The sequence below is a fragment of the Rhodobacter sp. NTK016B genome, from assembly GCF_017303295.1.
Lineage (GTDB): Bacteria > Pseudomonadota > Alphaproteobacteria > Rhodobacterales > Rhodobacteraceae > Pararhodobacter.
This window is the reverse complement of record NZ_JAFKOK010000010.1, coordinates 100,905-113,150: the sequence shown is the minus strand read 5'-3', so window position 1 is coordinate 113,150 and position 12,246 is coordinate 100,905. Positions and strand designations below refer to the sequence as shown.

At 69.0% G+C, this 12,246-nt stretch carries 9 protein-coding genes; 5 read left to right on the top strand and 4 right to left on the bottom strand.

Going from position 1 to position 12,246, the window contains the following annotated elements; translation table 11 throughout:
• Positions 1-13: 13 nt before the first annotated feature.
• Positions 14-3,463 carry a hypothetical protein gene (locus JI664_RS14290; protein WP_207014428.1) on the top strand — a complete coding sequence of 1,150 codons (3,450 nt, stop codon included), beginning with the start codon at positions 14-16 and terminating at the stop codon, positions 3,461-3,463.
• Between the two features lie 108 nt (positions 3,464-3,571).
• Here the strand turns inward: JI664_RS14290 and rnd are convergent, their stop codons facing one another.
• From rnd to JI664_RS14270, 4 genes are all read right to left on the bottom strand, one after another.
• A complete protein-coding gene (rnd, locus tag JI664_RS14285; RefSeq protein WP_207014427.1) occupies positions 3,572-4,729 on the bottom strand; it encodes a ribonuclease D in 1,158 nt (385 codons plus the stop codon).
• Between the two features lie 93 nt (positions 4,730-4,822).
• On the bottom strand, positions 4,823-5,287 hold the full coding sequence (locus JI664_RS14280) for a hypothetical protein (protein ID WP_207014426.1): 465 nt from the start codon (positions 5,285-5,287) through the stop codon (positions 4,823-4,825).
• Entirely contained in the window at positions 5,284-7,365 is a 2,082-nt protein-coding gene (locus JI664_RS14275; protein WP_207014425.1) for an efflux RND transporter permease subunit, read from the bottom strand. Before JI664_RS14275 ends, JI664_RS14280 begins: the two co-directional genes overlap by 4 nt.
• A 135-nt stretch (positions 7,366-7,500) precedes the next feature.
• Positions 7,501-8,853: a CmpA/NrtA family ABC transporter substrate-binding protein gene (locus JI664_RS14270; protein WP_207014424.1), complete on the bottom strand. Its 1,353-nt coding sequence runs from the start codon at positions 8,851-8,853 to the stop codon at positions 7,501-7,503.
• Positions 8,854-9,243: 390 nt separating this feature from the next.
• Between JI664_RS14270 and JI664_RS14265 the strand changes: the two genes are divergently transcribed.
• From JI664_RS14265 to modC, 4 genes are all read left to right on the top strand, one after another.
• Positions 9,244-9,615, top strand: coding sequence for a winged helix-turn-helix domain-containing protein (locus tag JI664_RS14265; protein WP_207014423.1), 372 nt, complete (start codon positions 9,244-9,246; stop codon positions 9,613-9,615).
• Positions 9,616-9,679: 64 nt separating this feature from the next.
• Positions 9,680-10,432: a molybdate ABC transporter substrate-binding protein gene (modA, locus tag JI664_RS14260; RefSeq protein ID WP_207014422.1), complete on the top strand. Its 753-nt coding sequence runs from the start codon at positions 9,680-9,682 to the stop codon at positions 10,430-10,432.
• Entirely contained in the window at positions 10,433-11,125 is a 693-nt protein-coding gene (gene modB / locus JI664_RS14255) for a molybdate ABC transporter permease subunit (RefSeq protein ID WP_207014421.1), read from the top strand.
• Positions 11,122-12,225 (top strand): molybdenum ABC transporter ATP-binding protein, encoded by a 1,104-nt coding sequence (modC, locus tag JI664_RS14250; protein WP_207014420.1) that lies wholly within the window; start codon positions 11,122-11,124, stop codon positions 12,223-12,225. The genes modB and modC overlap by 4 nt, the downstream gene beginning before the upstream one ends.
• Positions 12,226-12,246 lie beyond the last annotated feature (21 nt).

Below are 12,246 nucleotides of genomic sequence, written 5' to 3'. Positions count from 1 at the left end.
ATAAACGCGCGGTATGAAACCAAATTTTGCTCTGAAGCTGTCGAACGAAGGTGTCGAACTGCTCCACCGCACCTCTGGCGGTTGGGCGCATGTCGGTTCGGTCGACTTTGACAACGACAACATCGCCGAAGCCTGTGCAGGTTTGGTCACGCAAGCCGAGCAGCTCGAGCCGGGCGGGTTGCGCACCAAGCTGGTGCTGCCCGAAAGCGAAGTCCGCTATACCAGCGTGGTCGCGCCGGGGCCCACGGACGAGGCACGGCGCTATCAGATCGAAGCCGAGATCGAGCGGCTGACGCCCTACCGGATCGAGGAACTGGCCTATGACTGGTCGGTCGAGGACGAATATGCGCTGGTCGTCATCGCCGCGCGCGAGACGCTGATCGAGGCCGAGTCCTTCGCCGATGGCTATGGGTTCAACCCGGTGGCCTTTGTTGCCAAGCCCGGGCCGGGCGAATTCTCGGGCGAGCCGTTCTTCGGCGAAACGATGGCCGCACCGCGCTATCTGGCGCAGGGCGACCATGTCCAGCCCGATGGTGAGCCGATCCGCGAGATCGCCGCGCCTGCTGCCAAGGCGCCGCCGCCTGCCGAGCCCTCGGCCAAGACATCGGGACAAAGCGCCTCCGAGCCGAAGGCTGAAGCACCGAAGCCTGAACCGAAACCCGAGCCAAAGCCCGCTGCGGCAAAGACCGCCAAGCCCGCGCCGCAACCTGCGGCCAAGGCCGATCCGGTCGTGCCGTCCGCCGCGCCCGACGTCGCCAATCCACGCCCGGCTGCCCCATCGGCACCGGCGAAAGCTGCACCGAGCACCACCGCTTCTGCTCCTGCGCGCCCCAAGGTCGAAATCCCGCCGCGTCCCATGTCGGATACCTCCGAGGCCGGTCTGGCCCGTCCGCGCACGCCGCCGCTTTCCGCCGCTCCGGCGGAAGACGGCGGCAAGCGTGGCGTCGGCAGTCTGGTGCGTCGCATGGGCAGCCGCCTGCGCCGCGAGCAGAACGCGCCAGACACCGCCAAACCCGCCTTGCCCGCCGAACTGGCGACCAAGCGCGCAGTGCCGCCGGTCCGTCCCGCTGTGGCGGGCGACGCGCCTGAAATCCCCACCGCGTCCGAGGTCAAGGCCGAGGCCGCAAAGGGCGCGACCGGGAAAAGCGACGCGAAAACGCCCGATACGTCCGGTCAGGCAGCTGAGCCCGTCTCGTTCGCCTCGCGACGCCGTCCGGCGCCCGTCGTGGCCTCCAGCAACCCTGCGCCGAGCGATGCCAAGACCGGCCCCGGCGGCCGTCTGGCCGTGACGCGCGGTGCGACGGCCTCGTCCTCGTCCGAACCGGCAGGCGCACAGCGTCTGCTTGAGCGCGCGCGCGGTATGTTCGCGGGTGCGGGGGCTGCGGCGCAGAACGCGCGCACGAAGCTTGCTTCCAAGCGGGCGGAAAAGCCTGCGGATGCGCCGGCGCCCGTCGCGACTGGAACCGCAACCTCGGCCGCTTCGGTGCCCGCTCCGGCGGCGCCTTCGGGCACGCCGCCCGCGCGTCCGGCGCCGGGCAAGACCGCGACCACGTCCGGGGACGCGCCGCGTCGCAACGCCCCACTGCAAGCCTCGGTTCCGACCTCGCGCCCGCCCGTCAGCGAACAGGACAAGGCCCGCGAAGCCGAAGCGATGACGATTTTCGGCGCGCGCGGGGCGCAGAAGAACACAGGCAATTTCGCCCAACGCGGCTTGATGGCCGCTGGCGGCGCCCTGTTGATTTTGATCGCTGTCGCGGTCTGGGCCATCTATTTCAGCAGCTCGGACAACACGCAGATCGCGTCGAGCCAGGAACAGACGCTGTCCACGGACACCGGCTCTGACGGCGCAACCGGGATCGAAGCGCCCGAAACGCTGGCCACGGCAGAGCAGGGGATCGGGGTGCCCGCCGCCCTTGATGCGCCCGACACAGCCGCGACCGAGACGCCGGGTACCGAGGTGCTCGCCGATGCAGGGGGCACGGCCCCCGACGGGGCGGGCGACGGGGTGCTGCCCGAAGAGCAGGTTGACGCCCTTGTCGCCGATGCCCTGACCGAAGCGCCAGAGGCCAACACCCCGGCAGAGACCACGCTGGCCGATGCCGCGACCGGGGCAGACGCCCCGGCGACGCCCGAGCCGCAGGCCGCGCAGGATGCGAGCACTCAGGGGAGCGAGGACAGCGCGCAGGCGCCGGTCGCCATTGCCAGCGACTCGCCGCAGCTCGACAGCGAAACCGCAACTGTGCAAAGCCTTTCGCTGCCGTCGGGCATGGCGGTGCCGCCGGTCGAAGAGGTCGCGTTCACCCCGCCGCCCCCGCCGCCGCCCTTCGGCACCGAGTTCGTCTTCGATGATCGCGGGCTGGTCGTGGCGACGCCGGAAGGTGCGCTGACGCCCTCGGGGGTCACGGTTTATGCCGGACGTCCCGATACCGTCCCCGCGCCGCGCGAAGGCACGATCCTGCCCGCCGCGCCCGAAGCTGCGCCCGAACCCGCCGCCGAAGCTGCGCCTGACGCGGCCGAGGAACCGGCGCCCGAAACCACCGCTGAGGTCGCGCCCGCGCCGAGCGACGAGCCGGTCGCCGCCGCCATCGAAAGCGCCATCGCCGCTGCGGTGGGCGAGGCGGCGCCGGACGCGACGGGTGCCGTGACCGAAACGCCGGCCGAGCCCGAGGTCGTCTATGACGACACGCCGCGCGCCGATCCGGAACTGGCCGATGCCCGTCCGCAGCCGCGCCCCGAAGCGGTGCGCGAGATCGGTGAACGGCTCGAGGCCGAGCGCGCGCAGGAAGCGCCGGGCGATCAGACGCAGCTTGCGCCCGCGACCGATGCGCAGACCGATACCGCCGCGCTTGCTCCGGCGGATCCCGCCGTCGCGGGTGAAGACAGCGCGGCGACGCGGACCGGCGACGGTGCCGCGACGACCGAACTGGCGGCGCTGGAAGCGCCCTCACCGGGCGGGCTGGCGCTGGATGCGCTGCGCCCGCAGCGCCGTCCCAGCGATCTGGTGCCCGAGGCGGCGCCTGAATCAGCGACCGAACCGGAAATCGACTTGTCCGGCGCCACCGCCGAGGCTGTCGCGGCATCGCCGATGCCCGGCGCGCGTCCCGACGATGTCGAGGTCCGGGGCCGCGAAGTTCTGGCCGCTGCCGCAGCGGCTGCCGCGTCTGCGCCCGCTGCCGCCGCGCCGACCAACGTCGCAGGCGGCAACGACCCGGTGATCCCCAGCTCGGCCTCGGTCGCGCGGCAGGCCACCGAGGAAGACGGGATCCGGTTGAACCGCGTCAATCTGATCGCCGTGTTCGGCAGCCCCAACAATCGCCGCGCGCTGGTGCGGATGTCGAATGGCCGCGTCGTGCGCGTCGGCGTGGGCGACCGGCTGGATGGCGGGCAGGTCGCGGCTATTGGTGAGAGCGAGCTGCGCTATGTCCGCAGTGGCCGCAACGAGGTGCTTGAGATCGGCGGCTGAACAACCCTCGACACGGCACTGCTGCAAGAAACAAAAAACCCCGGAACGCCAAGCTGCGATCCGGGGTTTTCTTTGCTTGCCTTTGGGGCGTGGCCGCCGGGGGCGCGATCAGATTTCGATTACCTGCACCTGCTGCCCCTTGGCCGAGAGCGCCAGATCGCCCGCGCAAAGCCGCAGCGCATCGGCGCCGAACAGCTCGGCCCGCCAGCCCTTCAGGCAATCGACGTCGCGCTTGCCGGCTGCGATGGCGTCCAGATCCGAGGTCGGCGCGATCAGCCGTTGGGCGACGCCCGCACTGTCGGCCTTGGCCTTCAGCAGAACGCGCAGCAGATCGGCCAGTGCCGGGTTCACCTGCAGCGGCGGACCTTCATCGGCGGTGCTGGGCCAGTCCTTCGGACCCAGCCGCTGCGCTTGCTGCACGGCTTCCAGAATGCCCTCGGCGATCTCGCCGCGCCGGGCTTCGCGCAACAGCAGCCGCGAGCGGCCCAGAGCCTCGATCGTTTCGGGCTTGGTCGAGGCGAGTTCCAGCAGCGCGTCGTCCTTGAACACGCGCGAGCGCGGCACATTGCGGGTCTGCGCGTAATCTTCGCGGAAGCGGGCGAGTTCGCGCACCATGGCCATGAACTTGCCCGACTGACCGCGGGTACGCACGCGCTTCCACGCGTCTTCGGGGCGCGAGATATAGGTTTCGGGCGAGGTCAGCACCGCCAGTTCCTCGGCCACCCAGGCGGCGCGACCGTTTTGCTCGATAGCGGCTTTGAGATGTTCGTAGATCTGGCGCAGATGGGTCACGTCATCGAGCGCGTAGCGTTGCTGCGCATCCGTCAGCGGGCGCTGCGACCAGTCGGTAAAGCGCGAGGTCTTGTCGAGCGGCGCGCGGGCGATCTTCTTGACCAGCGTCTCGTAGCCCACCTGTTCGCCGAAACCGCAGACCATCGCCGCGATCTGGGTGTCGAACAGCGGCTCGGGAATCACCCCGCCATCAATGAAGAAGATTTCCAGATCCTGCCGCGCGGCGTGGAAGACCTTCACCACATCCTTGTTGCGCATCAGGTCCAGAAGCGGGTCCAGCGACAGACCCTCGGCCAGCGGATCGATCAGATAGGCGCGCTCAGGCCCCTTGCCGGGCAGGGCCATCTGCACAAGACAGAGCTTGGCGTAATAGGTGCGTTCTCGAAGGAATTCGGTGTCGAGCGTAACGAAGGGCTCGTGGGCGGCCTCGGCGCAGATCGCGGCCAGGGCATCGGTCGTGGTGATTATGTTCATTCCGCCTCGCCTGGGCGGGGTCATCCCGCTGGTCTTTCGGTTCTAAGGGCCACGCGCGGGAATGGAAAGCAGTCAGCGCCGCCCCCGTGGGGCCTAGTCGCGCAACTGCAACACCGCCGCGCCGCGCACCCGCCCGGCCTCGTCTTCTCCCGCGATTTCGAAACGCAGCGTCTCGCCCGCGCGGATCAGCGTCACCCCGGCGCCGCTTTCGTCGCTGAAGCGCAATTGCCCGATGCTGGCGGTTCCCGTCAGTTCAGCCGGGCGCGTGTCGGGCAGGGGCCTGCGGTCGGTCGCGACCAGCGCGCCGTCCGGGCTTTCGGTCAGCGTATAGTTGACGCTCTGCGATCCCTGCGCGGTCACGCAGCGCCCGACGAACTGCGCCTCGCGCAGCTCGAGCGGGACGATCCGCAACCGGCAGCGAAAGGTCTGGGCGGGTTCGCCCGCCCGGGTGAGGGTGCCGTCGCCCTCCCAATTCCCGGCGAAACCGGGCAGCACCTGCGCCGAGGCCGGGACGGCAAGACACAGCGTGGCCAGGATCGCGGCTGACAATCGGGTCATTTCATACTCCATCGGATCAGGCCGGGCAGAAGGAACAGGTCGGCCACCAGCGCCAGCCCCACCGCCAGCGCGATCAGCCCGCCGAAGATCGACAGCCCCGGCAGGCTGGAGGCCAGTGTCACCACCAGCCCGGCCAGCAGGATCAGGGTCGTCGCGGCCATCGGTGGCCCCGCTTCGCGCACGGCCTGCGTCACGCGGTCGGCGGTTTCGCCGCGCGCCAGACGGAAGCGGTTGAGAAAATGCAGCGTGTCGTCGATGGCGATGCCGAAGGCCACGGTCAGCGCGATCATGTTCATGATCGTCACCTCGCGCCCCAGAAGGACCAGCCACGCCTCGACCCCCATGATCGGGATCAGGTTCACCACCAGCCCGACCAGCGCGAGCCGGATCGAACGATAGACCAGCGCCACCAGCAACGTGATCGACAGGATCGTCGCGTAAAGCCCGAAGCGCAGGCTTTCAACGATGCGCGGCCCTTCGACCAGAAGCGCATAGCCGGGGCCGACCACGTGGCTTGCCCCGGCCAGACCGGCCTCGGCGAGGCGCGCTTCCAGAGCCGACAGCGCCTCGTCGGCGCGGATGTCGCTTGCGGCGATAGGCATCTGCACCGGCAAGGCATGGGCACTGCCATCTCGCGCGGCCATCCGGTCCAGCATCCGCGCGCCGGTTTCGCCCTCGGTGAAACCCGATGCGCCCGGTCCGTAGATCGCCGCTGCCGCCCGGCGGACGCGGTCGAGCGGCGCGTCCGGATCGGCCTCGATCACCACAAGCATCCGGTCCGAGCCAAGCCCGCTGTCATCCATCATCGCCAGCGCTTCGGTCACCGGGGCACCCTGCGGCAGATAATCGGCGTAGCGAAACCCGACCTCGGAGCGGCTTTGCAGCGCCCAGACTCCGCCCAGCACCAGCACCGCCAGCACCACCACGACCCGCCCGTGCCGCGCCAACGCCAAAGCGGGCGGGACGACGCGCGCGAACAGCCCCGGCGCCTGCGTGCCCCTGCGCGGCACGCCCAGGGCCCACATCAGCACCGGCGTCATCGCCAGCACGGCGGCAAGGCAAAGCACCATGCCCACGCCCCCGGTCCAGGCCATCGCGTTGAGCGACGGCGAATCCGGCAACGCGAGCGAGGCGAAGGCGATCAGCGTGGTGAGCGAGGTAAACGCCGCCGCGGGGGCCGTCTGCGCCAGCGCCCGCGCCAAGGCGGTGGCGCGCGGCGTATCCGTGGTCAGGGCGCCGATTGCGGCGTGATAGACATGGATCGAATCCGAGAAGGCCAGCACGATCAGCACGACAGGCAGCGCGCCCATCAGCGGGTCGATGGGCGTTCCGGTCGCGCCCAGAAAGCCCAGAAACCACACAAGCCCGGCGATCGGTGGCAGCGAGATCACCGCCACCGCGCGCAGCGAGCGAAACAGCACGCCCGAAATCAGCAGGCAGATCAGCACCGCCGCCGGCACCAGCACGCCCAGATCGTGGATCAGCTCGACCGCGATGGCGCGCTGCACTTCCAGCAGGCCCACGGGCGTGACATCGAGCCCGGGCACGCTGTCGGCGGCGGCCATGACGCGCTCGGCAAAGGCGTCGCCCAGCGCGCCGCGTTCTGCCGCGACCGAGATCAGCGTCGCGTCGAGGCTTTCGGCGATCATCTGCGCGGCAAGCGGGCTTTCGGTGCGCATTTGTCTCAGTCGTTCGCCGGGCGGCAGATCGGCCAGTTCCGGTCCGGTCAGCCATGCGCCCGTGCGCCCCGGCGCGGGCAGGCCGGGAAGCGAGATCACCTGCGCCACACCATCGACGAATTGCAGCTCGAGGACGAGATCCTCCAGCGCGTCCAGCGCCTCTTCGCTGGCGAAACTCGGCGCGCGAACCAACAGCACTTCTTCGGCCCGGAACGGCGCGAACCGCTCGGAATACCGGGTCATCGCCTGCGCGCCCTGCGTCTGGTTGCCGATCAGCCCGGACAGGTCGACCGCAACCCGGATCTGCGTGGTCTGCCAAAGGGCCAGAAGGGTCACGAGGACCAGCACCAGTCCCGGTATCACCGGGCGCGCGAGCAAGAGCGCGAAGACCCCTGCCAAACCTCGTTCATTCGGTGCTGCCTGTCCGCTCGCCATCGGCGGAAGGTATCACGCGCCGGGTCGCGGACAAGGGAGACACGCGGCACAGGTGCACCACGAAAAGCATGCGGCACCGGGCGTTACGGCGGCGCGCCTTCACTCCACGACGGTGCCGTCGATAATCGTCTGCGTGCCGGTCAGTCCAATTGGAAGGCTGTCGATATAGCCATTGGGGACGCGCCCGTCATAGGGGATGCCGTCCATCAGCATCACGGGCGGGCGGAACCCGTCGCTGCCGAAGGGGAAATCCCCGGCCGAGGCGATGCCGTCATCGATCAGGCTTTGCGCGGCGTCCATGTAGATATCGGGCCGATAGACCGAGGCCGCGACATCCAGATACCACTGATCGTTCTGTGCCCCGGGGATCTGCCCCCAGCGGCGCATCTGCGTCAGGTACCAGATCGCGTCGGAATAGAACGGGTAGGTTGCGTAATGGCGAAAGAACACGTTGAAATCCGGCACCGCGCGCACATCGCCCGGTTCGTATTCGAACGTGCCGGTCATCGAGGCCGCGATCACCCCCGGATCGGCGCCCACATAGCGCGGCTGGCTCAGGATCTCGACCGCGCGCGAGCGGTTCGCATTGTCATTCGCATCGAGCCACATCGCCGCGCGGATCAGGGCGCGCACGATGGCGCGGGTGGTGTTGGGAAATTCCTCGACGAAATCGGCGCGTAGGCCGAACACCTTTTCGGGGTTGTTGGGCCAGATTTCGTAATCGGTGATGACCGACACACCGATACCACGCTGCACGGCCTGCTGGTTCCACGGCTCGCCCACGCAATAGCCGTGGATCGACCCGGCTTCGAGCGTGGCGGGCATCTGCGGCGGCGGGGTCACCGTCAGGAAAACATCGGCACCGATATGCCCGCCGGGATCGTCGGGGCTGTAGAAACCCGGATGCAGACCCCCGGCGGCCAGCCAGTAGCGCAGTTCGTAATTATGCGTCGAGACGGGGAACACCATGCCCATGTCGAACCGGATGCCGCTGTCGCGAAAGTCCTGCACGACCGGCGCCAGAGCCGAGGCGCTGATCGGATGCACCGGGCGTCCGTCGGGCATCGAGGGGATATGCGGACGCATCTGCTGCCAGACCGCGTTCGACACGGTGATCCCGTTGCCGTTGAGATCCATCGAGAAGGGCGTGACGAGATGCGCCTCGGTCCCGTAGCCGATGGTCGCGGCCAGTGGCTGCCCGGCCAGCATATGCGCGCCCTGCAGCGTGCCCGAGATTACACCGTCGATCAGCACGCGCCAATTGGCCTGCGCTTCCAGCGTGACGGAAAGGCCCTCGTCCCGGAAATAGCCCAGCTCGGCGGCTATCGCGAGCGGTGCCATGTCGGTCAGCTTGATGAAGCCGAAGGTCAGCGCGCCGATCTCGACGTCATGCGCATGGGCGTCCCCGATCAGGGTCGTGGCGAGGGCCAGTGCGGCGAGGGGTGTCTTCATCTGTCGCGTCCTTTCCGTCCCCCGCAACGCGGGGAGCGGATGCAGGATGCGCGAGAAAGACTGAGAAACGAAAAACAGCCGCCGACAAGTCCTGCGGGAGGAGGCAGGCAAGTCGCGCGGCTGTGCTCAGATGTCCCGGAAGAGCGGGACGAGGTGTTTTCTCAAAGACGCGATGGTCTCTGTTTTCTCAGGTTTTCAGGTCGCGCGCGCGCCGCATAGCTCAAAACCGGAGGCCGGGACTCAGCGCATGCGGCGGCGCAGAAATCTGCGCAGCATTTGAACAGAATGCACCCTCATCGCCGCTGGACGGTCAAAGAAGCGGCCCTTGGCGAACGAATCGCGCGCGTGGCGGCCCTTGCACGCAGCCCCGGCATGGCGACAAGGTAGCGCATGACCGCGCCCCCTGATCCCGTTCGCCTGCGTCTTCGTCTCTTGTTCGGCTCCGATGTGATGCTCGGGCCGGGCAAGGCGGATCTTCTGCAACAGATCGCTGCGACCGGCTCGATCTCGGCTGCCGGGCGCGCGATGGGCATGAGCTACAAGCGCGCATGGAGCCTTGTCGAAGAGATGAACAGCGCGTTTCGCGCGCCGCTCGTGCTCAGCGTGCGGGGCGGCGCGTCGGGCGGTGGCGCGTCGCTCAGCGAAACCGGCGAGGCGGTGCTGGCGCATTACCGCAAGGTCGTTGCCATCGCGGCCGCTGCCGCCGAAGACGAGATCGCGGCGATCCGCGCACTTCTATGCGATATTCCCGATGGGAAATAACGCTTGCGTCGGCCTCGTCCGGCTGCGATATGTTTCTTCGAACATATTGCTTGTGAGGTCCGCCATGCTCTCCCGTTTCGTCCTTTGCGCGGCCTTGATCGTCGGCGCGCCCGCTCTGGCGCAGAATGTCACCGTCTTCGCCGCCGCCAGCCTTGCCGACGCGCTGACCGAGGCGGCCGGGGCCTATCAGGATGAAACTGGCGAAAGCCCCACGCTGGCCTTCGCGGGCTCGTCGGCGCTGGCGCGGCAGATCCAGCAGGGCGCGCCTGCCGATCTGTTCATCTCGGCCAATACCGACTGGATGGACGCGCTGGCCGCCGAGGGTCTGATCGCGCCCGGGTCCCGCATCGATCTGCTGGGAAATTCGCTGGTGCTGATCGCGCCCGCCCCTGCCGAGCCGGTCGCGCCCGACGCGCTGGACCTGCCCGCGCTTCTGGGCGAGGGGCGGCTGGCTATGGCATTGCTCAACGCGGTGCCAGCGGGCATTTACGGACAGGCCGCGCTTGAAAGCCTTGGCCAATGGGATGCGGTGCAGGGACAGGTCGCGCAGGCCGACAATGTGCGCGCGGCTTTGGCCTTCGTCGCCACCGGGGCCGCGCCCCTGGGCATCGTCTACGGCACCGATGCCGCCGCCGAGCCGCGCGTTTCGGTGGTGATGACCTTCCCTGAGGGCAGCTATCCTGCGATCCGCTACCCCGCCGCCGTTAACGCCGACGCCGCGCAGCCCGAGGCGGCGCGCGCGTTCCTCGACTGGCTGGCAAGCGCACCCGCGCAGGCGATCTTCGCCCGCCACGGCTTTACCTTGCCCGGAGCGTGAATGGACTGGCTTGGACCCGAGGAATGGCAAGCCGTCGCCCTGTCGCTGAAAGTGGCGATCTGGGCGACGCTGGTGTCGCTGCCCTTGGGGATCCTTGCCGCGCATGTCCTCTCGCGGCGTGACTTTCCCGGCAAGGCGCTGCTCAATGGGATCATCCACCTGCCGCTGATCCTGCCGCCGGTGGTGACCGGCTATCTGCTGCTGCTGGGGTTCGGCCCGCGCGGACCTGTGGGCGCGCTTCTCGAACCTCTCGGCATCGTCTTCGCCTTCCGCTGGACCGGCGCGGCGCTGGCCGCCGGGATCATGGCCTTTCCGCTGATGGTCCGCGCGATCCGGCTGTCCTTTGACGCGGTCGATCCCCGGCTGGAACAGGCCGCAGCCACGCTGGGCGCCTCGCGCGTCTGGGTGTTCATGACCGTGACGCTGCCGCTCATTCTGCCGGGCGTGCTGGCCGGGGCGGTGCTGGCCTTCGCCAAGGCGATGGGCGAATTCGGCGCGACGATCACCTTCGTGTCGAATATCCCCGGTCAGACCCAGACGCTGCCTTCGGCCATCTATACTTTCCTTCAGGTGCCGGGGGGCGAAGCCTCGGCCATGCGGCTGGTTCTGGTTTCCATCGTGATCGCCATGGGCGCGCTGCTGGCCTCCGAAGTGCTCGCGCGCCGGGTTCAGCAACGGGTGAGCGGCGCATGAGCCTGCAGGTCGCGATCACCCACCGGCAGGGCACCTTCACGCTTGACGCCGCGTTCGAGGCCCCGCCCGGCATCACCGTGCTGTTCGGACGCTCGGGCAGCGGGAAAACCACGCTGATCAACGCGGTCGCCGGGCTGCAGCGCCCGCAGGCGGGACGGATCGTGCTGGACGGACAGGCGGTGTTCGACAGCGCGAAAGGCGTGTTCCTGCCGCCCCATCGGCGCAGGCTGGGCTATGTGTTTCAGGAGGGGCGGCTGTTTCCGCATCTGAGCGTGCGCCAGAACCTGACCTATGGCCGCTGGTTCGCGCCGCGCCGCGCGCGCGGCGCCGAGGCAGCCGAGTTCGACCGGATCGTCGAGATGCTGGGCATCGGGCCGCTGCTGGAGCGCCGCCCTGCTGCGCTGTCGGGGGGCGAGAAACAGCGCGTGGCGATCGGGCGTGCGCTGCTGGCCCGGCCCGGCCTGATCCTGGCCGACGAGCCGCTCGCCGCGCTGGACGAAGCCCGAAAATCCGAGATCCTGCCGTATTTCGAGCGCCTGCGTGGCGAGGTGCCGATCCTTTATGTCAGCCATTCCGCCGCCGAGGTCGCGCGGCTGGCCACGACCATCGTCGTGCTCGATCAGGGCCGGGTTATCCGGCAGGGACCGGCGGCCGAGGTGTTGGCTGATCCCGCCGTCACGCCCATGGGCGCGCGGGCGGCGGGGGCGCTTCTGGTGGCGACGGTTCTGCGCCATCACGCGGACGGGCTGAGTGAGCTGGATCTGGGCGGTGTCCCTTTGTTCCTGCCGCGCGTGGCGCAGGCGCCGGGCAGCCGGTTGCGCCTGCGGATCGCCGCGCATGACGTGATCCTGTCGCGCGCGCGCCCCGAAGGGCTGTCGGCGCTCAACATCCTGCCCGCCACGGTGCACGAGGTCCGGCCCGGCGACGGCCCCGGCGCGATCGTCTCGCTCGATACGGCGGCGGGGCGGATGCTGGCGCGGATCACCCGCCGCTCGGCGCAGGCGCTGGAACTGGCGCCGGGTGTCGCTTGCCACGCGATCCTGAAAAGCGTGGCCGTCGCGCCCGAGGATATCGGCACCCCGCAAGAGCGGGCGACCTAGCGGCCCTTGCCCATATTCCTG